This is a genomic window from Bradyrhizobium sp. B117 (assembly GCF_038969555.1).
Taxonomy (GTDB): domain Bacteria; phylum Pseudomonadota; class Alphaproteobacteria; order Rhizobiales; family Xanthobacteraceae; genus Bradyrhizobium.
Window position 1 is genome coordinate 4,798,332 of the sequence record NZ_CP152414.1, and the last position, 24,331, is coordinate 4,822,662.

Below are 24,331 nucleotides of genomic sequence, written 5' to 3' on the forward strand. Positions count from 1 at the left end.
CGGCCCATCGGTTCAATCACAACCGTCTCTGGAATACTGGATCGCCCGCCCCAGTGCGCAATTGCGCACAAGGCGGGCGATGACAGTGAGTGTGGCGCAAACGCGTGGCAGATAGCCACGAGAGCATACGTGCGGGCACGAACATTGCTTTTCCTGGCGACTGCAAACGTTTCAGTCAAAAGGCAAGAAAACACCAATGTTCGAACTGAGAGCTTTCATTTTGGCGTTGCTCGGACTTGCACTGGCGGCGCCGGCGCATGCGGCGGGCAATCTCGTCGCGGTGCTCGAGGCGGAGATCGTCACGCTCGATCCGCATTTCTCCACGGCCTATATTTCGCGCACGTTCGGCTACATGGTGTTCGATACGCTGTTCGCGAAGGATTCCAAGGGCGAGATCAAGCCGCAGATGGTGCAGGACTGGAAGGTCTCGCCCGATGGTTTGACCTATAGCTTCACGCTGCGCGACGGCCTGAAATGGCACGACGGCCAGCCGGTGACGGCGGCCGATTGCGTGGCGTCGTTACGCCGCTGGGGCACCCGCAGTGCGCTCGGCCGCCGCATCTTCGCGATCACGGCCTCGCTTGAGCCGGCCGATGCGAAGACCTTCGTGCTCACGCTGAAGGAGCCATCCGGGCTTGTCATCGACGCGCTCGGCAATCCCGTGAGCCCGGTCGCCTTCATGATGCCCGAGCGCATTGCGAAGACGCCCGGCGACCAGCGCATCACCGAGATCATCGGCTCCGGCCCGTTCGTCTACAGCAAGGCCGATCACCGCACCGGGGATCGTATGATCCTGAAGAAGTTCGCTGACTATGTGCCGCGTCCCGAGCCCGCCGACTTCCTCGCCGGCGGCAAGCGCGTCAACGTCGATGCGCTCGAGATCCGAGTCATCCCTGACGGTGCGACCGCCGCGTCCGCGCTGCAGGCCGGCGAGATCGACTTCATGCAATATGCGCCGTTCGATCTCTTGCCGACGCTCGAGAAGAACACTCGCGTCAAGCTCGTCAATTTCACCGGCGGCAACATGTTCGCCGGAGCCTATCGCCTCAACGCTGCCTCCAAGCCGTTCGACGATCCCGCCATCCGGCGCGTGCTGTGGAAGCTGGTTGATCAGCGCGAGGTGCTGGATGCGCTCGGGCTCGACTCCAAATATGCGACGCCTTGCGCGACCTACTTCACCTGCGGCACCACATACGAGAGCAAGGCCGGCATTGAAGCCGCCGCCAAGCCGTCGATCGAAGCGGCGAAGGCTGCGCTGAAAGCGACCAAATATGCCGGCGAGCCCGTCGTCGTCATGGAAGCCAACGACCTCGAAGCCCCGCGCGTCTCGGCGCAGGTTCTGGCCGAGCGGCTCAAGCAGGCGGGGTTCAATGTCGACCTGCAGGTGATGGACTGGGCCAGCGTGCTTGCGCGCCGCGCAAAGAAGGAGGGCTGGAGCGTCTATGGCGTTCACGCCGGGGGCTACGACCTGGGCTCGCCGCTCACCAATGTCATGGTCGCTTTCAATTGCGCCGACTTCACTGGCTGGCAATGCGATGCGCGCATCACCCCTCTGATGGAAGCCTTCGCCAAGGCGCCGGCCGAGGAGGACCGCAAGAAGATCGCTTCCGAGATCCAGTCGGTCATGTACGATCAGGCGCCGGCGATTCCGTGGGGCCAGTTTGCCCAGCCGGCGGCCTATCGTGCCGAGTGGCGCAACCTGATCCCGTCCGCCATCCCAGTGTTCTGGAACGTTGAGAAATAATGCGATGTACGATGTCATTGTTGTCGGCGGCGGCTCCGCTGGCGCCGCCGTAGCGGCCAGGCTCTCCGAGGATCCGGCACGGCGCGTCCTGCTGTTAGAGGCGGGGCTCGACTGGCGTGCTGATGAAGCACCCTGGGAGGTCAGGACACCAAATCCGATCCCGATCATCCACAAGCGCGAGTACCAGGAGAAATGGCAATGGCCCGATCTCCTGACGCGCCGCGTGGCGGGGCAGGAGCCGCGCTTCTACTGGCGCGGCAAGGGGCTCGGCGGCTCCTCGATGATGAACGGGCAGATCGCGATCCGCGGCGTTTCCGATGCCTTCGACGAATGGGCTGCCAATGGCTGCACCGGCTGGTCGGCCAAGGACGTGATGCCGCTGTTCTCGGTGATCGAGGACGATTTCGAATTCGGCGACATCGCAGGCCATGGTCGCGGCGGACCGCTTCCGGTCTATCGCGCGCCGCCCGAAGAATGGGGGCCCATCGATCGCGGCCTGCGCGACGCGGCGCTGGCGAGCGGCTATCCCTGGTGCGCCGATCTCAATGGCCCGGACGGTGAGGGCGTTGCCTGCTATCCCATCAACAGCCGCGACAGCCGCCGCATCACCACCAATGAGGGTTATCTCGAGCCCGCGCGCGGCCGCGCCAATCTGGAGATCCGCGGCCACGCGCTAGTCGATCGCGTGCGGATCAGTGACGGCCGGGCGACCGGCGTCCGCGTTCATATCGAGGGGCAGGGCACCCACGAGATCAGCGCGCGTCAGATCGTGCTGTGTGCCGGCGCGATCCACAGTCCGACGATCCTGCTGCGTTCCGGCATCGGCCCGGCCGATGAGCTGAGGTCGATGGGGATTGCGGTCGAGCGCGACCTGCCGGTCGGCCGGCATTTTTTCGACCATCCGCTGTTTCGCGCCACGATCCAGCTCCGCGAGAATCTGCGGCCGACCGATCCGGACACTCGCCACACCAATTGCTGCGTGACCTATTCCTCGGGCCTCGCCGATGGCGGCAAGCGCGACATGATCCTGATCGCGTTCAACCATCGCGGTATCGGCGTGCCCGGGGCGATCGGCGCCGGGTTGTTCAACGCCTATTCGCGCGGAACGCTGAAGCTGGCTTCAACCGACCCATCCATCGATCCCGTCGTCGAGGAGAACATGCTCGCCGATCCGCGCGACATGCTGCGGATGATGGACGCGGTGAAACGGCTGGCGGTGATCACGTCGCAGCCGGCGCTATCAGGCATCGCCGACTGGATCAGGCTGACCGAGACCGATCTGACGCTGCCGCAGGCAGCTAGCCTGCCGGATCACGACCTCGACGCGTTGCTGCGCCGAGAGACCGGCGACATCCAGCATGCCGCCGGCAGCTGCCGCATGAGCGGTGTCAACGACCCCGATGGCGTGGTCAATCCTGATGGCACCGTGAAAGGGATCAGCGGCCTGCGCGTCGCCGACGCCTCGATCATGCCATCCGACTGCCGCGCCAACACGCATTTCACGACGGTGGTGATCGGGGAGGCGATCGCGCAGATGATGATGCGGTAGCTTCTACTGCCTCCGCTCGCAATGTATTGCCCCCGTCGCGCTCCAACGCATCGAAACCGCAAGTTAGGTCAATGCTCCTGAGCGACCATCGATCGCGTAATGCATGCAAGGATGCTGATCTAGATCAAGCCGCAGCGCCCAGTTTGGAGTGAAGAACTGAAAAGGGCAGAGCTATTGCAGAGGAGGGTCAGATGATTTCTCGGCGAAATGCTCTTTCTTCGCTTGGATGGGCGACAGCGTTTGGGCTGATCGCGCTTCCTTCGACATTGACGGCGACGGACGCAGAAGCCCAGACGGCCGGCATGGACCGGCGTCAGGATCGGCGTGAAGGTCGGCGCGATCGCCGGGAAGACCGACGCGATGCCCGGCAGGATCGCCGTGAAGATCGGCGCGACGCACGCGAGGATCGCCGTGAGAACCGTCATGGCGGCACCACGACGGGAAGCACCGGCAGCTCAACCGGCACGGTTGGAGCCGCTACGAAGTAACTTGCCGGGCAGTGCAGACATCACTCTCATCAGGAGGGCAACGATGGATGTCTTGAACATGGGTGGGCCCACTATGCGGCTCGCAATGGCATCGGTTGCTCGCCTGGAACCTTGGTCAAGGGCGGGGACGGCATCATCTACGTCTGCCAGTGAGTCCATGCGGAGAAAATGACATGACAAGAAACGCCAAGCTACTTGGTCTGATCGTAACCACCGCACTCTTCGCGGCAGCTCCGGTGTCGCTCCGTTACTCGGTGGCGGAAGGGCCGTCCGTTACCGTTGACGGTGTGGAAGCGCGAGTCGGAAGACCTCTTACGCCGATGAGCGTAGCTGGGGTCAACCGCAGAGTGCACCGCCGTGCCTATTATGGTGCGGCAGCCGCAGGGGCTGCGGCTTATGGTGCCTATAACTATCGCCGGGCATGCGGATACGCGCCGTATCCGCCCTGCTATTAGCGGGCTCTCGCGAGGCTCGTCGCGTCTGACGTGACGGCGAGCCTCGGGTGGCGCGAATGCTGCCGGGCTCTTGCGCGCCATCGGACGGCGCCATCGATCTTTGCTGACTTGCGTCTTTGCCAAGCTCGTGGCGTAAAGCCTTCATCCGCGGCGCTGGTTTGGATTCCAAGCCAGCCAAGCGTTCCTTTCAGCGGTCCCCGGGATTTGGCGCTGCGAGCGCGATCCGGCGATCATGTATCAGATTTTCGAGGCGATGGGCCGCTACATTCAGGGTGGCCGTATCGAGGCCAGCCTCGTCTTCGCTGACTTGGGTGCGCTGGGCAGAAAGAACCTTGTCGATCTCGTTCTCGATCTCCAATAATTCCGTTTCGTTTCCGGCGAGTCTTATGCGGCGCGCCAATGCATAGAGCGAATCCAGCGCCGGCTCTTTCGGTTTGAGGTCGCCAGATCGCAAGAAGTGCCAGGCCGCCGTGAGCACGGTAGCAAGCGCTCCAAGCCCCATTGGCGCAAGAAAGATGGCGTTGCTCCATCTGTCCAGGAAAGTTTGCTGGCTCCCATTGTAGAACTCGGCGGCGCCGGGATGAACGGGAAGATAGGCGCCTGCGTCGGTATCCGGCGCCTTGAACTGCGCGAGGATCGGTAATTCGGGCAAGACGTCTCTGCGAGCGGTCGTTATCGCTTGAGTGAAGTTGGCAATCAAATCGGTTCCAAGGCTCTTCCTGCCGATCAAATAAAAGGAAACCTGCAACGTGGTGACGTCGTCGTCGGGAACAGGAGGTGATCCGCGCAAAGTCCCCTTCGGGATGTCGAAGCTTTCGTAAGCGCGCTCTTTCTCAGCGATCGCCCCCGCATTGTCGATCGGGATCAGGACCAGAGCGGTCTTCGCGCTTTGTGGGAATAGCCCGCGGACCAGAGACAGATACTTGTCGCTAAGCGGGATCACGAACAGTGCGGCGCGTATCTCTTTGGTTTCAAAGGCCCGGCGGACCTCATCGAGTGCAACGCTCTTGAATACAACATTGGCGCGATCGAGGTCATATGCCTTTCTCAGCACGCTGACGATCTTCTGATTGGCGTCGCCCGCGACGACCCCCACTGTCATGCGCTTGAGCCCGGCCATGTCCGTGAGCGGAGAGCCCGGCGGGGCGACGAGCATGGCCACGGCCTGCGCCAGCACGACGATCGCCTGTGCCTGGGAAAGGTCGCCGACATCTCCTCGGACGACTGCAAGGTCTGTCTTTCCAGACGAAAACGCGTCCGCCGACTCGATTGGGCCGGTGGTCTCAACCACCTTCAGCCGCACCGGCGCGTTGTTGACCGCGAGCCTGCTCGCGAGCGCCGATACGATTTTGGTGGCATCGCCGTCGAACGACCCGACTGCGATCGAAAGTGTCACGGGCCGGACGTACCAGCGGTAAGCATACAGGCTCGCACCCCCGACCAGCAACGCCAGCATCAGCACGATGAGGATCCGGAGCCACGTCGGCAGATTGGCACCGGCTATGCGGATTGGCGATGAGTGATCCATGGTGCCTGCGGCCTTTTGCGCTCGACGCAAGACCTTATTGCCTGAAACGCGCCTGATTGTCGGGCGCGTCCCTGGCCGCGAACACAGGCGCGCGAGAGCCGTATCGATCGCGCCCGCTCCGAGTAAATCTTGTCCCGGCTCGCTTGGTGCTTTTGATCTAGATCAAAAGCCAAGCTGCGAGCGCGAAGTGCGGACAGAGCAGCCAATGGTCTCCGGCCGGGCGGCGCCCTTCGATAGCAATCGGATGCGAAGAACCCGATGAGTATCCGCCTAGATCACTCCGGCCAGCCGCAGCGCCACGCCCGCGGCGCAACTGCCGGCCAGCACCGTCAGCATCCCGAGCTTGAAGCGGAAGATCGCGGTGGCGGCCGCGATCGCCAGCACCAGCGCGGGAATGTCGACGCTCTTCAGCACCGGCATGTCGAAATCCAACGGGAAGGCGTGCACCGGCACGGTCTCGCGGAACAGCGTGTGCAGCGCGAACCAGATCGAGAGGTTGAGGATCACGCCGACGACGGCGGCGGTGATCGCACTGAGCGCGCCGGCGAGCCCCGTGTTGCCGCGCAAGCGCTCGATATAGGGAGCGCCGACGAAGATCCAGAGGAAGCAGGGCGTGAAGGTGACCCAGGTCGCGAGCAATCCGCCGAGGGTCGCAGCAAGCATCGGCGACAGCCCGCTCGGATCGCGATAGGCGGCCATGAAGCCGACGAACTGGAGCACCATGATCAACGGGCCCGGCGTGGTCTCGGCCATGCCGAGACCGTCGAGCATCTCATGCGGCTTCAGCCAGTGATAATGCTCGACCGCCTGCTGGGCGACGTAAGCCAGCACCGCATAGGCGCCGCCGAAGGTGACCAGCGCCATCTTGGAGAAGAACAGCGCGATCTGGCTGAATACGTTCGCCTCGCCGAGCACCAGAAGTAGCGCGATCACCGGCACCAGCCAGAGCGCCAGCCACACCGCGCCGGTCCGGATCGCGCGTCCGGTGTCGGGCCGCACATGCTCGGGCACGGCTTCGCCAAGCATGCTGTCGATCGCGGCGGCGCTGCCGCCATGGCCGTGCGCGGCCGGGGCGAATTCCGGCCGGCCGGCTCGTGCACCGACATAGCCGATCAGGCCGGCGGCGATTATGATGATCGGAAAGGGGACCGCGAAGAAGAAGATCGCTATGAAGGCGGCGGCCGCCAGCGCGATCATGATGCGGTTCTTCAGCGCGCGCTTGCCAACGCGCACCACGGCTTCGACGACGATGGCGAGGACGGCGGCCTTCAGCCCGAAGAACAGCGCCTCGACGAAGCTGACATTGCCGTAGGCGGCATAGATGTAGCTGAGGCCCATGATGGCGATGATGCCGGGCAGGATGAACAGCCCGCCCGCCATCAGCCCGCCGGCCGTGCGATGCAAGAGCCAGCCGACATAGGTCGCGAGCTGCTGCGCCTCGGGGCCCGGCAGCAGCATGCAGTAGTTCAGTGCATGCAGGAAACGTCCCTCGGAGATCCAGTTTTTCTCCTCGACCAGGATGCGGTGCATCACCGCGATCTGGCCCGCGGGGCCGCCAAAACTCAAGGACGCGACGCGCAGCCAGACGCGGAAGGCCTCGTTGAAGCTGATGCCGTGACCGGCATCAGCTCCCGTTTGATTGGCGCGGGTGTCCATTACGCCTTCACCTTGTTGGTCGGCCAGTTGTGGGTCTCGGCCGTGGCGTCGCGGCACCAGCGGTAGAAGGCGTCGTAGAGCAGCATGCCGGCCTCGAGCTGTTCGAGGTCGTCGTCATACATCCGCGACAGCCCGAGCGAGGCCGCGAGCAGGCCGGGCGCCTCCGGCGCCAGATCCGGCCGTGCGGTGTCGGCGCCGCGCACCAGCGTCGCGAGGTGGAGTAGGGCCGGCGTGGCAATGCCGAACTCCTCGATCATGACGTCGAAGGTGCAGAGCTCGCCGCGGTGGCTCCAGAACACGTTCTCGATGTCGAAGGGCGCAGCGCCAAAGCGCTCGCCGACGGCGACCACCTCGGACGGCGCCACATAGAGGAACACCGCGTTGGGATCGACGAAGCGCCGGATCAGCCAGGGGCAGGCGATGCGATCGACCTTCGGCCGCGCCCGCGTCACCCAGACGGTGCGTCCCTTGGCGTCGCGCGGCGGCAGCTTGCGGGTGTCGAGCAGGGGTAGCTTGGCGGCCTTCCAGCCCTCGAAGCCGCCTTCGAGCGTCTCGGCCTGCACCCCGAGCTGGCGGAGCCAGGCGGCCGTGCCCTGGGCGAGCTTTTCACCGCGCAGGCAGGAGACGATGACCCGGCGGTGGGCGAATGCGCCGCCCCAGTCTTGCACCTTGTCGTGGCTGAGTTTGATCGAGCCCGGAATCAGCCGCCGGTCGGCGGCAAAATCCTCCTCCGTCCGCACGTCGATCAGGGCAGGGGCGTTGGCCGTGCCGATCAGCCGGGCCAATTTGTCAGATGATATGGTCGTGAAAGTAGACATGTTGATGCGTCCTCGTAGGAACCGAACGGGACGCGATACTTGGGCATGTCGCCTCGTGGGGAGATCGCTCAAATCCCCATATACCAATTACAGCGAAACTAAACTGAACTGTCAATCCGCGAGGCGATTGGGCCTTAGAAAATTGCTGTCTGCCGGTCTATATTGCGGACTGACAGAGCTGAATTGTCTGGAGAATTCGATGCATTCCCACTCCATTGAACGGTGGACCCACGACCACGCCTTCCTCGGAGAAAAACACGACGAGAACGAGCGGCGCACCTGGTTCGTGGTCGTCCTGACGCTGGTCATGATGGTCGGCGAGATCGTCGCCGGCTCGCTGTTCGGCTCGATGGCGCTGCTCGCCGACGGCTGGCACATGGGGACGCATGCGGCCGCGCTCGGCATTGCGGCCTTCGCCTACCGCTTCGCGCGCCGGCACCTCGGCAATGCGCATTTCACCTTCGGCACCGGCAAGTTCGGCGATCTCGCCGCCTTCGCCAGCGCGATCATCCTTGGCCTGATCGCGGTCGAGATCGCCTATGAGAGCGTGCTGCGGCTGATCACGCCGGTGCCGATCGTCTATGGCGAGGCGATCGCGGTCGCCGCGCTCGGTCTCTGCGTCAACCTCGCCAGCGCGTGGCTCTTGCGCGACAGTCACGATCACCATCATCACGGCCATGATCATGGGCACAGCCATGCGCATCATGATCATGACCACGATCATGATCACCACCACCATCACGACAACAACCTTCGCGCCGCCTATGTCCACGTCATGGCGGACGCCGCAACGTCCGTGCTGGCGATTGCCGCGCTCATGGTCGCGATGTATTCGGGATGGGTCTGGGCCGACCCGGCCGTCGGGCTGATCGGCAGCGTCGTGATCGCGAGCTGGGCCTTCGGCCTGATCAAGTCATCAGGGGCGGTGCTGCTCGACGTGCGCGCCGATGAGAAGCTGGAGCGGGTGATCCGCGCGCGCATGGAGGTCGGCGAGGATCGCGTCACCGACCTGCATCTCTGGCAGGTCGGCCCCGGCCATTGCGCCGTGCTGGTGTCGCTGGTGTCGGACAAGCCGAAGCAGCCGGCCGTCTACAAGAAGCGCCTCGCCGGGTTGAAGAGGCTCAGCCACATCACGGTCGAGGTCGAGACCTGCCCTCATTGACGTGATCCACGCGAGGGGAATTCAGCGGCGCGGTCGGGGTTGATCCTCGGTCGCAGCCCATACAGGGCGCTTGCCAAGGAGGGATTAAGGATGACGTCCAGGATCAAGCTCGCTCTCGTCGTTGTCGCGCTCGCCTTGTCAAGCCAAGTGGCTGTCGCGCAGACCGGCGTCGAAAGGCTCTACGTCCTCAATTGCGGCGAGGGCACCGCCGGTGACATCTCGCGCTGGACGCCCGGCCTGAACGAGGGCAAGACCATGGACTTCGTCGACAGCTGCTATCTGATCAAGCACGCCAAGGGCTGGTTCCTGTGGGACACCGGCATTGCAGACTCCGTTGCGGCCATGCCGAATGGCCTTGCGCCCGCCGATCCCAAGGCCGTGACCTGGCGGCGGCCGAAGACGCTTGCTGCCCAGCTCGAACAGCTCGGCGTCAAGCCTGACGACATCAAGGCGATGGCGGTCTCGCACACGCATCCCGACCATATCGGCAATGTCGAGCTGTTCCCGCAGGCGACGCTCTACGTCCAGAAGGCCGAATATGACTGGCCCGGCGCCAATAACGAGCCGCGCTTCAAGCCCTCGCATCCCGTCGAGCTGCTGACGGGCGACAAGGACGTCTTCGGCGACGGCAGTGTGACTATCCTGTCGACACCCGGCCATACGCCGGGACACCAGTCGCTGCTGGTGAAGCTGCCGAAGACCGGAGCGGTGGTGCTGTCCGGCGATGCCGTCCATTTCAGGGATAATTGGGACAACCGCCGCGTCCCCAGCATGAACGCCAACAAGGAGATGAGCGCGGCCTCGATGCAGAAGATCGCCGACACGCTCGAAAAGGAGAAGGCGCAGCTCTGGATCAACCACGACAAGGTCCAGCGCGACGGTCAGAAGATGGCGCCCGAGTTTTACGACTGACGTGTGAACCGCCCCTGCTGCCATGACGATGGCAGCAGGGATGTGCTAGCCGCCTCCGCGAAGCTCCGAAACAGGAGACGAAGCGTGGGCGAGTGGTTCGGGGTTGCGATCGCGCTTGTCTCGAGCAGCATCGGCGGCACGGCCGCGGCGATCACCCGCTATCTCGTCGGCGGGGCCGATCCCATCCTGCTTGCGATCCTGCGCTGGGGCGTCGGCTTTCTCTGCCTGCTGCCATGTGCGCTTGTGCTTGGTGCGCGCTGGCCGCAGCGCGCCGACTGGCCCGCCGTGGTGCTGCTCGGCATCTGCTTCTTCGGCCTGTTCTTCATCCTCTACAACATCGCGGTGTCCTACACGACCGCCGCCCGCGCCAGCCTGGCGCTGGCGACGCTGCCGCTCCACACCATGGTGGTCGGCGCGATCCTGGGCGCGGAGCGGTTGACGGCGCGCAAGATCACCGGCGTTGCCATCGCCGTGCTCGGCGTGACCGCAGCCTTGGCCGCGGGCTTGGCGCAGAGCCCGCCCGGCGCGTGGCGGGGCGAACTGATCATGACCGGGGCGGTGTTCTGCATGGCATTCTACAACGTGCTGTCGCGCCCGCTGATGCAACGCTCCAGCGCGCTCGGCTTCCTCACGGTCGGCATGGGCGCGGGCGCCCTCGTACTGGTGCTGGCAGGTCTGGTGAAGGGCAGTTTTGCAGCACTCGATCACTTCACGACGGGGCAGTGGATTGCCGGCATCTATCTCGGGATCGGCGGCGGCGCGCTCGCCTTCATCCTCTGGGTCATGGCGCTGGCGCGGGCGACGCCGACCCGGGTCGCCAATACGATGACGGTCAATCCGATCGCCGCTGCGTGCTGGCGGCGCTGCTGATCGGCGAGCCGATCACGGCAAACCTTCTGATCGGGCTCGTCGCGGTCTTCGCAGGCATCTGGATCGCGACCAGCGAGGCGAAGACGGCTTAGTTCCGCGGCGCGGTCGCCGCGGGCGGAGTTGGTTCGGGCGTCTTCTTCGGCTTCAGCGTGCCGGCATAAAACGAAAGCAGCCACACCAAGAGGACGGCGAGCAGATAGACGCCCCAGGCCTGGGGCGGCGTGGTCGCCCAGCGCAAAAGGCCCTTGAAGGTGCGGGGCGGGCTGTTGTCGTCGGTCATGGCCCGCTTGTGGGCGAAAGCGGCTCCGCGGTCAATCCGGCTGCCGTTCGATGCGGATCAGGAACAACGCCGCCAGCGCCGAGAGGCTGAGCGCGGAGGAGACGATCAGCACCTTGGCGCCCATCACATCGATGAGCAGGCCGAAGGCCAGCGGCGCCGCCGCTTGCGCCATCCGCGCCGGGGCCCCGATGATGCCGAGGCGGTAGCCAAAGTCCTTGGGGCCGAAGATCGCAAGCGGCAACGTTCCGCGGGCGATCGTCAGGATGCCGTTGCCCGAGCCGTGGAGCAGCGCAAAGGCGCTTGCGGCGGCGCCCCCGAAGATGGCCACCACGGCAGCTCCGATCGGATGGGTGAGGCAGGCAAGCCGCGTCGACCACAGCGGATGGAAGCGGCTGAGGAAGCCGGCTTCGAGGACGCGCGCGGCCACCTGGGCCGGGCCGATCAGCGCACCGGCCGCGATCGCCTCGACATGCGTCGCGCCGGTTGCTTCCACGATGCGCGGGAAATGCACGGCCATCGCACCGGTAACGGTCCAGGCCGCGGCGAAGACGAAGGCGAGCAGGATCATGGTGCGGTCGAGCGGCACGTGCGGCTTTTCGGCCGTCGCGGCCGCCTGCCTCGCGCCCTTGATCGACGGCAGCATGAAGAAGTTGAGGGGAAGGCCGATCAGGATGTTGGCGGCGGCCCAGGCAAAGCAGGTCTCGCGCCAGCCGATATGGGCGAGGCCCCAGGCGGTGAGAGGCCAGCCAACGGTGGAGGCGAAGCCCGCCATCAGCGTGATGCCGGTGATCGAGCCGCGGGCTTCCGTGCCGTAGATGCGGCCGAGCGCGGCGAAGGCGGCGTCGTAGAGTCCCATCGCCATGCCGATGCCGAGCACGAGCCAGGCGAACGCCATCACCGCGACCGAATGCGAGAGGCCAAGCAGGACGAGGCCGGCGGCGATGGTCAGGTTGGAGGCTGACAGCACCTGCCGTCCGCCGACGAGATCGATCTGCCGCCCGATGCGTGGGCCGAGCATCGCCGAGATCACCAGCGAGGCCGAGAAGGCGCCAAAGACCCAGTTGGAGGAGACGCCGAGGTCGCGTGCCATGGGATCGGCGAGCAGCGCCGGCAGATAGTAGCTGGAAGCCCAGGCCAGGGTCTGCGTGGTGCCGAGCGCCAGGATGATCGGAAGCTGGCGCTGACTCATCCGCGCGCGCCTCCGATTCTGCCCGACAAGTTCATCATGGCAGGCATTTGCCGCCCACCCGGCGAGGGCGTCAACCACGGCCGCGGCATGTTCGACCTGCAAGGGATGGGAGCCTTGTGCACGGTTCGCGCGTGGCTTGCGCCTTTCGCTCGTCACGAATGCACGCCATAATGACGTATGCAACTGACCTCCCGCCTTGCGCTGATGAACTGGCTGACCGGCCAGGGGCTCACCGGCCTGCCCGAAATCGACCTGCTCCGCGGCTTCTGCGAGCGCTGCCGCGCCGAAGGCCTGGAACTGTCGCGCGGGATGGTCGTCATCGACACGCTGCATCCGATCTACGAGGGCCGCGGCTTCCGCTGGAGCGACCGCCCCAGCAACGAGAGCGACGCCTTCGAATACGGCTCGACCGCCGAGGGCGACGCCGCCAGGAGCTGGCGCCGCTCGGTGTTCTTCCACATGCTCGAGCAGGGCCACGACGAGATGGTGATCGATCTCGCCGATGCCCCCTCGATGGATTTCTCGCAGATCGGCGAGCTCGCCGAGAAAGGCCACAAGCACTATCTCGCCTTCGTGCATCGCTTCGGCGAGAACGGCGCGCTCGGGCTGATGGATTGCCTGTACTCCTGCTGGACCACGCGCCGCGCGGAAGGCTTTGGCGAACAGGGGCTGGAGGCCCTGCGCGATCTCGTGCCGGTGCTGGGGCTCGCGATCAAGTCGGCGCAGCAGGTCGATATCGCGCGCACGCTAGGTCGGGTCTATCTCGGCCGCGATGCCTCCGAGCAGGTGCTGCGCGGGCGCATCTCGCGCGGCGTCACCGAGCGCATCAACGCCGTGCTGTGGTATTCGGATTTGCGCGGCTCGACCGGGATCAGCGAGAGCATCGGCCCCGACGAGATCATCCCGTTCCTCAACGACTACGCCCAGGCCGTGATCGACGCGATCCATGATGCCGGCGGCGACGTCCTGAAGCTGATCGGTGACGGCGTGCTCGCGATGTTCACCGGCGAGGACATGGCGGACGCCCGCCGCGCGGCGCTGCGGGCCGAGCACCTCTTTCGCAAGAATGTCGCGGCGCTGAACGTGCGTCGCACCGCCGACGGCCGCCCGACCACGTCGGCCTATATCGGCTTGCATGTCGGCGAGGTCTTCTACGGCAATATCGGCAGCGAGGACCGGCTCGACTTCACCGTGGTCGGCCCGACCGTCAACGAGGTCAGCCGCATCGCCTCGATGAGCCGCTCGGTCGACCGCGAGTTGCTGGCTTCAGCAGAATTCTACAAGGGCCTGGACGCCGCCGGCCGGCGCTACCTCGTCTCCACCGGCCGCTACGCCCTGCGGGGCATCGGCCGCGCCCAGGATCTCTACACGCTCGATCCGGAAGTCGATGCAAGCGAGCCGGTGACGGGGAGCTACGAGCGCTATCTGGCGAACTAACGCTGGACCGCTGGTGCCGAAACATGCGGTGTTTTCGTTCGATCCTTGACGGGCCATTGTTCGGACAGCGGCGGCATCGGGGTCTCCTTGCCGGTCATGCGCTCGACGGCGACGGCGTAGACGGTGATGATGTCGAGCCTCGGGAAGAATCTCTTCGGTCGCGTCGTATCCGGCTTGCCGTATTTGGCCATCAAATTTTCGCAGAACCGCTGCTTGATCTCGCGGTCGTCCACGACCCGGATGCGGCCGAACAGGCATATGCTTCGATAGGCGAGACCGGAATCGCATTCGAACCGGCCATAGTCGAAGACCCCGTCGTGCTCGTCGATCTCGATGCAGACGCGCGAATCCCGCTCGATGTTTGCGCGCAAATGTCCTCTAGCCGCGGTCGTGTGCAGATACACCCCGCCATCGAGCCAGAGATACAGCAGCGGGATGCAATAGGGGAAACCGTCCTCGCTGACTGTCGCGAGATGGCCGGCATATCCACGTGACAGCATCTCCAGGATCCGCTCCTGCGGCATCGCGCGGTCCTCGCGACGGATTTGCGGTGAACTCATGGTGCCAGGCGCTCCACGCCACCATTCGAACGAGCGGGCATTTCCGGGTTTCCTAGTTATCCGAAACAGGATAGAAAAATAGTGGTCTTGAGCAAAGGTCCACTTGATCCCATCGAGGCATACCACTTTCCTCGTGCGGCTCACCCTGTGAGAAGAGGCCCCGTGAACAGCAGGCAGAGCTGGGCAGAACTCTATCCCTTCAGCGTCGACCGCACGGCGGATGCGCCCGTATTCCGCCAGATCTATCTCGAACTGCGATCAGCCATCCTGTCCGGAGCGCTTCGTCCTGCGACGAAGCTCCCCTCGACACGCGACCTTGCAGCACAACTCGGCGTCTCGCGGACCGCAGTCGTTTCAGCTTTCGAGCAGCTTCTTGCCGAAGGCTACGCCTTCGGCAGGAAGGGGGCGGGGACTTATGTTGCGTCCGATCTGCCTGAGCCCTTTGCCGCGCCTCACGGTCCCAAGGCGCGGGCGGCGCCGGCCGCGGCAAAGGCGTCCTTTCGCGGCCTCGGCGATTTCGTTGACGTAACAGCGCAGAATGACGAGCGCCCCTTCAACTTGGGGCGTACCCTGCTGGACGCTCGTAGCGCGGAATTGTGGCGCAAGCTCACCGCGCGCACGCTGCGATCCTTTGAGAGCTATCATCTCGGCTACGGCGATCCGCGCGGCCTGCCGGAGCTGCGCAAGTCGGTTTGCGACTATCTTCGCGCCGCACGCGGCGTGCACTGCGAGGCCGACCAAATCGTGATTACCGCCGGCACCCAGCAAGCCATCGACATCGTCGCGCGCGTCATGCCGGGGCCGGACACGGAGGTCTGGATCGAAGACCCCGGCTATAGCTTGACCCGTCTGACGCTCGCCGCGTCAGGCGCGAAGATTTGCCCTATTCCGGTTGACCGGCATGGTGTGAACGTCACGGAAGGGATCAACCGCGCCCCGAAGGCGCGTGCAGCTTTCATCACGGCCTCGCACCAGTTTCCGACCGGCGTTCCCCTGTCGATGGCGCGTCGTCTCGAACTTCTCGCCTGGGCCCGCGAGTCCGGTGCCTGGATCATTGAGGACGATTACGCCAGCGAATTCCGTTACGGCGGCCGGCCACTCGCTTCGCTTCAGGGCCTGGACGAGGCCGGGCGTGTCATTTACGTCGGAACGCTCAACAAGGCGCTCTTTCCGGGACTGCGGCTTGGCTACGCCGTGCTACCACATCCGGTGCTGCAGGATTTCGTTGCCGCGCGGTATCTGATCGACCGTCAGCCGTCGAGCCTCTGTCAGTGCGTCGCTGCTGCCTTCATGGAAGAGGGGCATTTCGCGGCTCACGTCCGCAGAATGCGGGAAGTCTACCGCCGCCAGCGCGACGCGCTCGTTGCAGCACTGAGGCGGCGCCTGGGCGACCATTTGTCGGTCGAGCCGCCGGATCAGGGCATGCACCTGGTTGCCTACACGCGACGGGGACTTTCCGACGTGAAGATCGAACGGGCCGCTCGTGACCAGGGCGTCGTCATTCGGGCGATGAGCCGCCTCTATATCGAGGCGCCGGCACAGTCAGCGCTGATGCTGGGTTTCAGCGGCTACCCGCAGCAGACAATTGCGCCGGCGGTCGCCCGGCTGGCGCGGGCGATCGCCGCTGGTTAGATCCCGGACTAACACCGCGCAACCACTTCGTCCCCGACCATGTCCGGTTGCCGGTCGAGTGCCGCGGCCGGCGACAGCAGGATCACCAGCGCCTGCGCGCCGAACACGACCGCGGCGAGATACAGGCACGCTTCCGCGCTCCAGAGGCCGCCGACGATCGCGCCGAGCGCCGAGCCCAGCGGGCGGGCGCCGTAGCTCATGATGTTGATGGCGGAGACGCGCCCGAGCAGGCGCGGCGGCGTCACCGACTGGCGTAGCGTCGTGGTCGAGATCACCCACAGGATCGGCCCGACCCCGAGCAGGAAGAAGCTCAAGGCGGCGAGCCAGGGCGAGGGGACCAGCACTGTCAGCGCCATCACGACAGCGGCGACGAAGCCGGTGACCGGGCCGAAGCCAACCACGGTGCCGAACGCGATGCGCTGCATCACGCGCGTAGCAAACAGCGCGCCGATCACCATGCCGACGCCGTACATCGTCAACACGGTGCCGACGCCGGCGGCGGTCAGGCCGAGATGGCGCACGGCGTAGGGCACGAACACCGCGATCTGCAGGAACCAGCCGGTGTTGAAGATGAACTGGGTGACGAACACCGGCCGCAGCAGCGGATGGTGAAACACGAAGGCGGCGCCTTCGCGGATGTCCTGGAACGGATGCCGCCGCGGCGCGGGCGTACGCGCGGGCTCGTAGATGCCGGAGAGCAGCACGACCGCGATCGCCGAGAGCGCCGCAGCGAAGCCGAAGGCCGGACTCGCGCCCCACCAGCCCACCAGCGTGCCGCCAAGTGCAGGTCCGCTGGCGAAGGCGATGGTGCGCGCAAGCTCGATGCGTGCATTGGCCGCCGGCAAGAGCTCCTGGTTCACCAGCGAGGGCACCAGCGCCGGCGCGGCCACGCTGTAGACGACGGTGCCGCACACGGCGGCAAAGCCGAGCAGCGCCAGCAGCGGCAGATTGAGCGCGCCGAGTGCGAGCAGCAGCACGATCGCTGCGAGCGCGGCGGCCCGCAGCGCCTCGGCGCCGGCCATCAGCGAGCGGCGGGAGATGCGGTCGGCGAGCAGGCCGGCCGGGATGGCGAACAGGACGAAGGGGAGGGTGAGGGCGGTCTGGAGCAGTCCGGTCTGGCCCTCGGCGACGGCCAGCGTCAGCACCGCGACAATGGGGGCTGCGGCCAGTGCGATCTGCTCGGCCGACTGCGCCGCGAGATTGGACCAGGCGAGGCGGTTGAAGGTGTCGGGGAGGCGGGGCGGATTTGACATGGCTCGTTTCCTGCAAAGTCGGATTGGCGCCAGTATCGGCCCCCGAGGCCGGCCATACCCACCCGCTTCCCGACAAGTCCGGAGCAGAAGAGGGGGCTCTGCCGGAACCGGTCCGGCTAGATGCAGTTGCAAATGAGTTGCAATAAGATTCGAGTTCGGTATTCTCGCCCTATGGATGCCCGATCCCCCGACCTGACCTCCGACACCGCCGGCTGGCGTGCTGATGCGCCCACCACCAAGAGCCTCGCCGAGGTGAATGGCACGGTCGCCATCCCGGCGGCGGCGGCGTGGTGGCGGCGGCTGCTCGCCTTCGTCGGTCCGGGCTATCTGGTCTCAGTCGGCTACATGGACCCCGGCAATTGGGCGACCGACCTCGCCGGTGGCTCCAAGTTCGGCTACACGCTGCTCTCGGTCATCCTGCTCTCGAACTTGATGGCGATCCTGCTGCAGTCGCTGGCGGCACGGCTCGGCATCGTCACCGACCGCGACCTCGCGCAGGCCTGCCGCGCGACCTATTCGCCGGCCGTGAATTTCCTGCTCTGGCTCGCCTGCGAAGCCGCGATCATCGCCTGCGATCTCGCCGAGGTCATCGGCACCGCGATCGCGCTGAAACTGCTGTTCGGCATTCCCCTGATCGGCGGCGCGCTGCTCGCCGCGCTCGATGCCTTCCTGCTGCTGCTCCTAATGAACCGCGGCTTTCGTTTCCTCGAAGCCTTCGTCATGGCGCTGCTTGCGGTGATCGCGGTCTGCTTCGCGGTCCAGATCGTCGCCGCTGCCCCGCCGGTCGCGGACGTGCTGCACGGCTTCGTGCCGAAGACCGAGATCTTCACCAATTCGGAGATGCTCTATATCGCAATCGGCATCATCGGCGCGACCGTGATGCCGCATAATCTCTACCTGCACTCCTCGATCGTGCAGACGCGCGCCTATGAGCGCAACGACACGGGCCGCCGCGAAGCGATCAAATGGGCGACGACGGACTCGACGATCGCCCTGATGCTGGCGCTGTTCATCAACGCCGCGATCCTCGTCGTGGCAGCTGCGACCTTTCACAAGAGCGGTCATTCGGATGTGGCCGAGATCGGCCAGGCCTTCGAGCTGCTGTCGCCCCTGCTCGGTCTTGGCATCGCCTCGACGCTGTTTGCGGTGGCGCTGCTCGCCTCCGGCCTCAACTCGACGGTGACGGCGACGCTCGCCGGCCAGATCGTGATGGAAGGCTTTCTCGACCTGCGCCTGCCGAGCTGGGCGCGCCGCCTCCTGACGCGCGGCATCGCCATCGTTCCGGTGATCATCGTCACCGCGATCTATGGCGAGCGCGGCACGGCGGATCTGCTGGTATTCAGCCAGGTCGTGCTGTCGATGCAGCTGCCCTTCGCCGTCATCCCGCTGGTCCGCTTCGTCTCCGACCGCCGCAAGATGGGCAAGTTCGCGATACCGATGTCAGTCGCCGCGATCGCGTGGATCGTCGCGGGCGTCATCGTGGTTTTGAATGTGAAGCTGCTGGCGGATACGCTGTTCGGGTGAAAAGCGCGAATGGCGAGTGGCGAATAGCGAATGGGGTTCTAATCGCTATTCGCCACTCACCATTCGCCCTTTTCAATCCTGCGGCTCGGACGCCGTGTCGCCCTGCGCGTCGATGCGCAGCCAGCCTGAGGGGGCGAGGCGTTGCTGCGGCAGGAAGCGGGCCTTGTAGTCCATCTTCTTGGAGCCCTCGATCCAGTAGCCGAGATAGACGTAAGGCAACCCTTGCCGACGGGCGCGGGCGATGTGGTCGAGGATCATGAAGGTGCCCATCGAACGGCTGACCTGGCTGGGGTCGAAGAACGAATAGACCATCGACAGGCCGTCACTGAGCACGTCGGTGAGCGCGACCGCGATCAGCTCCTCGCCGCGGCCGGTGATGCCACTGTCGGGGCCGCGCCTGCGGTATTCGATGATGCGGGTCTCGACATGGCTGTCCTCGACCATCATGGCGTAGTCGAGCACGGTCATGTCGGCCATGCCGCCATGGCGGTGGCGGGCATCGAGATAGGCGCGGAACACCGAATATTGCTCGGAGGTCGGCACTGCGCTGCGCTGCTCGCCGATGATGTCGGCGTTGCGCGCGAGCACCTTGCGGAAGTTGCGGGAGGGACGGAACTCGTTGGCGACCACCCGGACCGAGACGCAGGCGCGACACTGGTCGCAGGCCGGGCGGTAGGCGATCGACTGGCTGCGGCGGAACCCGCCATGGGTCAGGAGGTCGTTGAGGTCGCCGGCGCGGTCACCCACGAGGTGCGTGAACACCTTGCGCTCATGCCGGCCCGGCAGATAGGGGCAGGGCGAAGGCGCCGTGAGGTAGAATTGCGGGGTATCGCGCGAGTGCTGGGTCAAGGGACGTCGTGGGCCTCCGAAATGAACATCAGCATCGCGCTACGGAAGTCCCCGGTCAATTGGCCAGCTCGGCAGATCAGATCAGACAGCTTAATGGATCCGGGTTGATAGGTTCTTGATCACCGGGCTCTCAGTAGGTTCTGGCCGCCTGCGGCAGAGGGGCGCGGACGGAATTGTTGATCACGACCGTTCCCAGCACGAAATCGTGCAGCAGGCGGCGGCGGCCGTTGAACAGGCCGACCAGCACCACGAAGGGCGTCAGGAACGAGACCGTCACCCAGAACAGCACGGCATGGGTGGCGCCGAGCACGAAATAGCCCGGCGCGCCGTACCAGGTGCGCAGCTCGAGATCCATCAGGCGCATGCCGATCGTTGCGGACGAGGGGCCGCCGATGCAGGCGCCATAATAGACAATGGCCCAGACCACGGAGGCCGGCCAGGCGATCCCGAACAGCAGGAAGCCGACGCCGAGCGTGACCACGCCGAACACGAAAATGAAGATGTAGCCGAGGATCACCGGCACCGAGATGATGACGAGGTCGATCAGGAAGGCGAACGCCCGCCGCGTCGCAACGCCGCGGAACAGTTCCGGATGCAGGTCAGGGTCGTAGGCATGCGGCTGCATCGCGCCGTCATTGCGCCAGGCGCCTGAACTACCCGAGTCATACGACATGATCCGTCCTCCGGAGCAAAACCCTCGAGGCAGGACATGGGAACAGGCCATCCCCGTGCCAAGGGCGCGCGGGTGTCAACAAGCCGAAATATTCCGGCGATTCGGGGGCGGTTCTCTTACCGTTGTCATTCCGGGGCGGACCGTCGCATCGCCCCGGAATGACATGGGCAGTGCCGTAGGGTGGGCAAAGGCGCGCAGCGCCGTGCCCACCATTGCTCGCTGTCGTGCACGATGGATGGATTGGTGGGCACGCTTTCCGCCTTCGCTCTTCGAGCTACGGCGGACAAGTCGCTTTGCCCACCCTACGCGAGCTTATCCTTGGCTGCGCAGCTTCTCCGCCACCTTCGGCGCAAAATAGCTGAGCACGCCATCGGCACCCGCGCGCTTGAACGCCAAGAGGCTCTCCATCATCGCGCGCTCGCCGTCGAGCCAGCCGTTGCCGCTTGCTGCCGCGATCATCGCGTATTCGCCGGAGACCTGGTAGGCGAAGGTCGGCATCGCAAACGTGTCCTTCACGCGGCGGACGACGTCGAGATAGGGCATGCCGGGCTTCACCATCACCATGTCGGCGCCCTCGGCGATGTCGAGCTCAACCTCGCGCAGCGCCTCGTCGGTGTTGGCGCTGTCCATCTGATAGGTGCGCTTGTCGCCGGTGAGTGTCTTGGCGGAGCCGATGGCGTCGCGGAACGGGCCGTAGAAGGCGGAGGCGTATTTTGCGGCATAGGCCATGATCTGCACGTCGAGCAGCCCGGCGCGATCGAGCCCCTCTCGGATCGCAGCGACACGGCCGTCCATCATGTCAGAGGGCGCGATGATGTCGCAGCCGGCTTCGGCCTGCACCAGCGCCTGGCGCACCAGCACGGCGACCGTCTCGTCATTGAGGATCTTGCCGTCGGAGATCAGGCCGTCATGGCCGTGGCTGGTGAAGGGATCGAGCGCGACATCGCAGAGAATGCCGATCTCAGGAAATTCCTTCTTGATCGCGCGCACCGCCTGGCAGACCAGATTGTCCGGGTTGGTCGCTTCCGAGCCCTCTTCGTCGCGCAAGGAAGGGTCGGTGTAGGGAAACAGCGCGATGCACGGAATGGTCAGCTTCATCGCCCGCTCGGCCTCGCGCACGGCCTGGTCGACGCTGAGGCGGTCGACGCCCGGCATCGAGGCGACCTGCTCGCGCTTGTTGTCGCCGTCGATCAGGAATAGCGGCCAGATCAGATCGTCCGTGGTGAGCACGTTCTCGCGCACCATCCGCCGGGCCCATTCGGCCTTGCGGTTGCGGCGCGGGCGGACCGTCAGATCGAGGGCATGGGGCACCGCGGTACCGGTCCCGCGCGACACCTCGCGCAATTCGATCGGACGTCCGTATTTGATCGCCATCACTCTTCCTCCGGCTGGAATTATTCTTATACCAGCTCGCATGGTTCCCGCCACCGCGGCTTGACCTGCCGCAAGAGATGGCGGCCGATTGATTTTGCGGGGCAAAGCAGCCAGAAGGGGGCATGTCCGAGATCTCCACCCGCGATGCGGCCCGCGACAGCGCCCTTGCCAGGGACGCTACGCGCGACCATGCGATATCTGTCGCGGCGATCTCGTCGGAGCGGGCCGAGTCCGACGACAGTGTCTGGACGCGCCGGCTCGTGCTGTTCCTGCGGGTGATGGCGCTGCTCTCGATCCTGAAAGGCCTCTATCACTGGGCGCAGGTGACTGGCTTCGTCGGCGGCGAGGACGAGGCGTTCGAGAACCAGCCGATGGCTTGGCAGGCCGCGACCGTCTACTTCGCCGTGATCGAGCTCGTCGCTGCCGTCGGCCTGTGGCTGGCGACGCCGTGGGGCGCGGTGGTGTGGCTCACCACCGTGGTGTCGATGGCGGTGATCGAGCTGATGTTTCCGGGCATCTACGGCGGCAGCTTGATCGTGGTCGGGGTCGAGGCCTTCATGCTCGCCGCCTATCTCGCGCTGGCCTGGATGGCCGCGCGCGAGCGGCCGCCGTAGCGGTTGGGCGTGCGGGCATCTTGTAGGATGGGTAGAGCGCAGCGAAACCCATCAGCGACTTGCGCCTCCGTCGATGGGTTTTGCTTCGCTCTACCCATCCTACGATCTGTTCAACTCCGGGACATGAGAGTGTGAAGCTCGCGAAGTCGTGCGCGATTGGTTGACCGCTGGTTGCCTAAAATTCGCGGTAAGTTTTCATTGACCAGTCCTTTCCGCCACAGCTGTTACGCGGCCGTTTCGAAACGGGGCGGGGCTGTTCTGGAATGCGACAGATGCGGCGGACGGAGGGTGAACAGGACCTTGCGAAGGTCAACAGAGGGTTGCGAAAAGTCCTTCTGGCACAGGCTTAATCCGCAATTCACTGTCTTAAATTCATGATCTCTTTATTCTCTTATTTAAGCCGATCTTCAAACGCCCCCCTTAAGTTGCACCTATCAGGCGGGACACAAGTTTCGTCGAATAAGTGTCGATAAAAACGACAACAGGGGAAGTGTCATGATGAAAGCCGTCGCAACTGCGGCAGATACCGCAGAGCGCGTCTCCGGCCCCCAGGGTTCGGTGCAGTCGCTCTATCTGGAAGCTTTGACTCTGGTGGAGCGGCTGCATCGCCGTCTCCTCGACGTCATCAAGGACGAGTTCGATCGCCGCGGCCGCGCGGACATCAATTCGGTGCAGGCGCTCTTGCTCTACAACATCGGTGACAAGGAGCTGACCGCGGGCGAGCTGCGCACGCGCGGTTACTATCTCGGCTCCAACGTCTCCTACAATCTGAAGAAGCTCGTCGAGCTCGGCTTCCTCGATCATCAGCGTTCGCGCGTTGATCGCCGCTCGGTGCGCATCCGCCTGACCCCGCAGGGCCAGGAAGTCCGCCGCATCGTCGACGCGCTCTATCAGAAGCACGTCAAGACGGTCGAGCAGGTCGGTGGCATCTCGGGCGAGGAGTTCTCCACGCTCAACAAGTCGCTGCACCGTCTCGAGCGGTTCTGGACCGACCAGATCCTGTACCGGCTCTGAGCTTTTACGAGGGATCAAGGCCAAGCCGGCCCCGCAACAAGACCGGCAAGCCTCCCGAACGTGCCTAACTTCCCCAAGCGCGCCGGCCCGGCTTTGCCCGGACCGGTGCGTTTTGCATTTGTGCGGTTGCGAAAAAATAGCCGGCACCGCGGAACCAGTCTTGGGCTCGGCGCTTATCTCCTTCGGATCGGAGAAATGTCGATGCTGGTCGAGCGCGGGCTTCAGGCGATGAACGTGGAACTCGTGAGCGAGGCCTACGCCATCGCCGCGAATTACCTCCGCCGTTCCGGCGCGATCCCCGACTCCCTCGTCACCGACGAACGCCTGCTCGGGATCATCATCAAGCTGCTCCAACAGGGCGAATTCAACAAGATCAGGCTCGCCAACAAGGCGATAGTCCGGTTTGAGGCTGAGGCCGAGGCCCGCGCGGTTGCCTGATCAAGACTCCCCGAAATTGGAAGAACCAGAGGGTGCCATGGAAGCCGCCATTGATCGCATCATGCAGACCTATGACCTGCTCGCCAACCGCACCGCCGCGGCCAGCGAGGAGGCGCGCATGAAGGTGACGAACTACCTCAATATTCTGGTGGAAGCTGGCGAGAAGGACACCCACAGGTTGACGGTGTGCGGCCTGACCTATCTGCGCCAGCTCGACGGCAGCGTGGACCCGGTGAAAGCGGGGTATACGGGGCTTTAGGGGCGATCTGGCCCTTATCGGTTTGGGCCCGGCATGGGGGATTTGAGGTCCAA

The 24,331-nt window shown here is 64.9% G+C and carries 22 protein-coding genes and 1 pseudogene; 12 read left to right on the forward strand and 11 right to left on the reverse strand.

The features are described from left to right. Nucleotides 1–196: 196 nt before the first annotated feature. Both AAFG16_RS23605 and AAFG16_RS23610 read left to right on the forward strand, forming a co-directional pair. Nucleotides 197–1,744 (forward strand): ABC transporter substrate-binding protein, encoded by a 1,548-nt coding sequence (locus AAFG16_RS23605; RefSeq protein WP_342740718.1) that lies wholly within the window; start codon nucleotides 197–199, stop codon nucleotides 1,742–1,744. A 4-nt stretch (nucleotides 1,745–1,748) separates the two neighbouring features. After that, nucleotides 1,749–3,293, forward strand: coding sequence for a GMC family oxidoreductase N-terminal domain-containing protein (locus AAFG16_RS23610; protein WP_342740719.1), 1,545 nt, complete (start codon nucleotides 1,749–1,751; stop codon nucleotides 3,291–3,293). Between the two features lie 119 nt (nucleotides 3,294–3,412). On the opposite strand, the gene AAFG16_RS23615 is transcribed toward AAFG16_RS23610, so the two are convergent. The 4 genes from AAFG16_RS23615 to AAFG16_RS23630 form a co-directional block, all read right to left on the reverse strand. Beyond that, nucleotides 3,413–3,718 carry a hypothetical protein gene (locus AAFG16_RS23615; RefSeq protein ID WP_342740720.1) on the reverse strand — a complete coding sequence of 102 codons (306 nt, stop codon included), beginning with the start codon at nucleotides 3,716–3,718 and terminating at the stop codon, nucleotides 3,413–3,415. Between the two features lie 705 nt (nucleotides 3,719–4,423). Then, on the reverse strand, nucleotides 4,424–5,764 hold the full coding sequence (locus tag AAFG16_RS23620; protein WP_342740721.1) for a TAXI family TRAP transporter solute-binding subunit: 1,341 nt from the start codon (nucleotides 5,762–5,764) through the stop codon (nucleotides 4,424–4,426). Between the two features lie 270 nt (nucleotides 5,765–6,034). Further along, on the reverse strand, nucleotides 6,035–7,420 hold the full coding sequence (gene chrA / locus AAFG16_RS23625; RefSeq protein WP_283086522.1) for a chromate efflux transporter: 1,386 nt from the start codon (nucleotides 7,418–7,420) through the stop codon (nucleotides 6,035–6,037). Next, a complete protein-coding gene (locus AAFG16_RS23630) occupies nucleotides 7,420–8,238 on the reverse strand; it encodes a chromate resistance protein ChrB domain-containing protein (protein ID WP_342740722.1) in 819 nt (272 codons plus the stop codon). The genes chrA and AAFG16_RS23630 overlap by 1 nt, the downstream gene beginning before the upstream one ends. 199 nt (nucleotides 8,239–8,437) lie before the next feature. Here AAFG16_RS23630 and dmeF point away from each other — a divergent pair, with 199 nt between their 5' ends. The 3 genes and pseudogenes from dmeF (at nucleotide 8,438) to AAFG16_RS23645 (ending at nucleotide 11,274) form a co-directional block, all read left to right on the forward strand. Continuing rightward, entirely contained in the window at nucleotides 8,438–9,400 is a 963-nt protein-coding gene (dmeF, locus tag AAFG16_RS23635; RefSeq protein ID WP_342740723.1) for a CDF family Co(II)/Ni(II) efflux transporter DmeF, read from the forward strand. A gap of 90 nt (nucleotides 9,401–9,490) precedes the next feature. Continuing rightward, complete coding sequence (locus AAFG16_RS23640) at nucleotides 9,491–10,312, forward strand: N-acyl homoserine lactonase family protein (protein WP_283086525.1); 822 nt, start codon at nucleotides 9,491–9,493, stop codon at nucleotides 10,310–10,312. A gap of 84 nt (nucleotides 10,313–10,396) precedes the next feature. Continuing rightward, nucleotides 10,397–11,274: pseudogene (locus AAFG16_RS23645) on the forward strand (DMT family transporter). Here AAFG16_RS23645 and AAFG16_RS23650 read toward each other — a convergent pair. Next, a complete protein-coding gene (locus tag AAFG16_RS23650; protein WP_283086527.1) occupies nucleotides 11,271–11,462 on the reverse strand; it encodes a hypothetical protein in 192 nt (63 codons plus the stop codon). The pseudogene AAFG16_RS23645 and the gene AAFG16_RS23650 overlap by 4 nt on opposite strands. Before the next feature lie 31 nt (nucleotides 11,463–11,493). Further along, nucleotides 11,494–12,651 carry an MFS transporter gene (locus tag AAFG16_RS23655; RefSeq protein ID WP_342740724.1) on the reverse strand — a complete coding sequence of 386 codons (1,158 nt, stop codon included), beginning with the start codon at nucleotides 12,649–12,651 and terminating at the stop codon, nucleotides 11,494–11,496. A gap of 177 nt (nucleotides 12,652–12,828) precedes the next feature. Between AAFG16_RS23655 and AAFG16_RS23660 the strand changes: the two genes are divergently transcribed. Then, nucleotides 12,829–14,088, forward strand: a complete 1,260-nt coding sequence (locus AAFG16_RS23660; protein ID WP_283086529.1) for an adenylate/guanylate cyclase domain-containing protein — start codon at nucleotides 12,829–12,831, stop codon at nucleotides 14,086–14,088. Here AAFG16_RS23660 and AAFG16_RS23665 read toward each other — a convergent pair. Beyond that, nucleotides 14,085–14,648: a pyridoxamine 5'-phosphate oxidase family protein gene (locus AAFG16_RS23665; RefSeq protein WP_342740725.1), complete on the reverse strand. Its 564-nt coding sequence runs from the start codon at nucleotides 14,646–14,648 to the stop codon at nucleotides 14,085–14,087. The two genes, AAFG16_RS23660 and AAFG16_RS23665, sit on opposite strands and share 4 nt — an antisense overlap. Nucleotides 14,649–14,810: 162 nt before the next feature. On the opposite strand from AAFG16_RS23665, the gene AAFG16_RS23670 reads away from it, so the two are divergent. Next, nucleotides 14,811–16,280: a PLP-dependent aminotransferase family protein gene (locus AAFG16_RS23670; RefSeq protein ID WP_342740726.1), complete on the forward strand. Its 1,470-nt coding sequence runs from the start codon at nucleotides 14,811–14,813 to the stop codon at nucleotides 16,278–16,280. A gap of 8 nt (nucleotides 16,281–16,288) precedes the next feature. Here the strand turns inward: AAFG16_RS23670 and AAFG16_RS23675 are convergent, their stop codons facing one another. Further along, nucleotides 16,289–17,533, reverse strand: a complete 1,245-nt coding sequence (locus AAFG16_RS23675) for an MFS transporter (protein WP_342740727.1) — start codon at nucleotides 17,531–17,533, stop codon at nucleotides 16,289–16,291. A 171-nt stretch (nucleotides 17,534–17,704) separates the two neighbouring features. On the opposite strand from AAFG16_RS23675, the gene AAFG16_RS23680 reads away from it, so the two are divergent. Continuing rightward, on the forward strand, nucleotides 17,705–19,057 hold the full coding sequence (locus AAFG16_RS23680) for an Nramp family divalent metal transporter (RefSeq protein WP_283086533.1): 1,353 nt from the start codon (nucleotides 17,705–17,707) through the stop codon (nucleotides 19,055–19,057). 72 nt (nucleotides 19,058–19,129) lie between these two features. On the opposite strand, the gene AAFG16_RS23685 is transcribed toward AAFG16_RS23680, so the two are convergent. The 3 genes from AAFG16_RS23685 to hemB all read right to left on the reverse strand — a co-directional run bounded on the left by AAFG16_RS23685 (nucleotide 19,130) and on the right by hemB (nucleotide 21,953). After that, nucleotides 19,130–19,906 carry an arginyltransferase gene (locus AAFG16_RS23685; RefSeq protein WP_283086534.1) on the reverse strand — a complete coding sequence of 259 codons (777 nt, stop codon included), beginning with the start codon at nucleotides 19,904–19,906 and terminating at the stop codon, nucleotides 19,130–19,132. A 130-nt stretch (nucleotides 19,907–20,036) separates the two neighbouring features. Then, a complete protein-coding gene (locus AAFG16_RS23690) occupies nucleotides 20,037–20,579 on the reverse strand; it encodes an RDD family protein (protein ID WP_027559580.1) in 543 nt (180 codons plus the stop codon). 312 nt (nucleotides 20,580–20,891) lie between these two features. Beyond that, a complete protein-coding gene (gene hemB, locus AAFG16_RS23695; RefSeq protein WP_342740728.1) occupies nucleotides 20,892–21,953 on the reverse strand; it encodes a porphobilinogen synthase in 1,062 nt (353 codons plus the stop codon). Nucleotides 21,954–22,075: 122 nt separating this feature from the next. Between hemB and AAFG16_RS23700 the strand changes: the two genes are divergently transcribed. From AAFG16_RS23700 to AAFG16_RS23715, 4 genes are all read left to right on the forward strand, one after another. Then, nucleotides 22,076–22,567: a DUF6163 family protein gene (locus AAFG16_RS23700; protein ID WP_342740729.1), complete on the forward strand. Its 492-nt coding sequence runs from the start codon at nucleotides 22,076–22,078 to the stop codon at nucleotides 22,565–22,567. Nucleotides 22,568–23,062: 495 nt separating this feature from the next. After that, nucleotides 23,063–23,581, forward strand: a complete 519-nt coding sequence (locus AAFG16_RS23705) for a MarR family winged helix-turn-helix transcriptional regulator (protein WP_128966623.1) — start codon at nucleotides 23,063–23,065, stop codon at nucleotides 23,579–23,581. A gap of 201 nt (nucleotides 23,582–23,782) precedes the next feature. After that, nucleotides 23,783–24,019, forward strand: a complete 237-nt coding sequence (locus AAFG16_RS23710) for a hypothetical protein (RefSeq protein ID WP_283086950.1) — start codon at nucleotides 23,783–23,785, stop codon at nucleotides 24,017–24,019. A gap of 37 nt (nucleotides 24,020–24,056) precedes the next feature. Further along, the gene (locus AAFG16_RS23715) at nucleotides 24,057–24,278 is read left to right on the forward strand and encodes a hypothetical protein (RefSeq protein WP_027559576.1); all 222 of its coding nucleotides are present in this window, start codon (nucleotides 24,057–24,059) and stop codon (nucleotides 24,276–24,278) included. Nucleotides 24,279–24,331 lie beyond the last annotated feature (53 nt).

Excerpts from the sequence above, each read along its gene's own strand:
- AAFG16_RS23620 (WP_342740721.1), bottom strand. The coding sequence starts at position 5,764 with ATGGATCACTCATCGCCAATCCGCATAGCCGGTGCCAATCTGCCGACG.
- AAFG16_RS23680 (WP_283086533.1), top strand. The coding sequence starts at position 17,705 with ATGGATGCCCGATCCCCCGACCTGACCTCCGACACCGCCGGCTGGCGT.
- AAFG16_RS23700 (WP_342740729.1), top strand. The coding sequence starts at position 22,076 with ATGTCCGAGATCTCCACCCGCGATGCGGCCCGCGACAGCGCCCTTGCC.
- AAFG16_RS23610 (WP_342740719.1), top strand. The coding sequence starts at position 1,749 with ATGTACGATGTCATTGTTGTCGGCGGCGGCTCCGCTGGCGCCGCCGTA.
- chrA (WP_283086522.1), bottom strand. The coding sequence starts at position 7,420 with ATGGACACCCGCGCCAATCAAACGGGAGCTGATGCCGGTCACGGCATC.
- AAFG16_RS23705 (WP_128966623.1), top strand. The coding sequence starts at position 23,063 with ATGATGAAAGCCGTCGCAACTGCGGCAGATACCGCAGAGCGCGTCTCC.
- AAFG16_RS23630 (WP_342740722.1), bottom strand. The coding sequence starts at position 8,238 with ATGTCTACTTTCACGACCATATCATCTGACAAATTGGCCCGGCTGATC.
- AAFG16_RS23715 (WP_027559576.1), top strand. The coding sequence starts at position 24,057 with ATGGAAGCCGCCATTGATCGCATCATGCAGACCTATGACCTGCTCGCC.
- dmeF (WP_342740723.1), top strand. The coding sequence starts at position 8,438 with ATGCATTCCCACTCCATTGAACGGTGGACCCACGACCACGCCTTCCTC.
- hemB (WP_342740728.1), bottom strand. The coding sequence starts at position 21,953 with ATGGCGATCAAATACGGACGTCCGATCGAATTGCGCGAGGTGTCGCGC.
- AAFG16_RS23650 (WP_283086527.1), bottom strand. The coding sequence starts at position 11,462 with ATGACCGACGACAACAGCCCGCCCCGCACCTTCAAGGGCCTTTTGCGC.
- AAFG16_RS23655 (WP_342740724.1), bottom strand. The coding sequence starts at position 12,651 with ATGAGTCAGCGCCAGCTTCCGATCATCCTGGCGCTCGGCACCACGCAG.
- AAFG16_RS23615 (WP_342740720.1), bottom strand. The coding sequence starts at position 3,718 with ATGACGGTTCTCACGGCGATCCTCGCGTGCGTCGCGCCGATCTTCACG.
- AAFG16_RS23710 (WP_283086950.1), top strand. The coding sequence starts at position 23,783 with ATGCTGGTCGAGCGCGGGCTTCAGGCGATGAACGTGGAACTCGTGAGC.
- AAFG16_RS23640 (WP_283086525.1), top strand. The coding sequence starts at position 9,491 with ATGACGTCCAGGATCAAGCTCGCTCTCGTCGTTGTCGCGCTCGCCTTG.
- AAFG16_RS23665 (WP_342740725.1), bottom strand. The coding sequence starts at position 14,648 with ATGAGTTCACCGCAAATCCGTCGCGAGGACCGCGCGATGCCGCAGGAG.
- AAFG16_RS23660 (WP_283086529.1), top strand. The coding sequence starts at position 12,829 with ATGCAACTGACCTCCCGCCTTGCGCTGATGAACTGGCTGACCGGCCAG.
- AAFG16_RS23605 (WP_342740718.1), top strand. The coding sequence starts at position 197 with ATGTTCGAACTGAGAGCTTTCATTTTGGCGTTGCTCGGACTTGCACTG.
- AAFG16_RS23675 (WP_342740727.1), bottom strand. The coding sequence starts at position 17,533 with ATGTCAAATCCGCCCCGCCTCCCCGACACCTTCAACCGCCTCGCCTGG.
- AAFG16_RS23690 (WP_027559580.1), bottom strand. The coding sequence starts at position 20,579 with ATGTCGTATGACTCGGGTAGTTCAGGCGCCTGGCGCAATGACGGCGCG.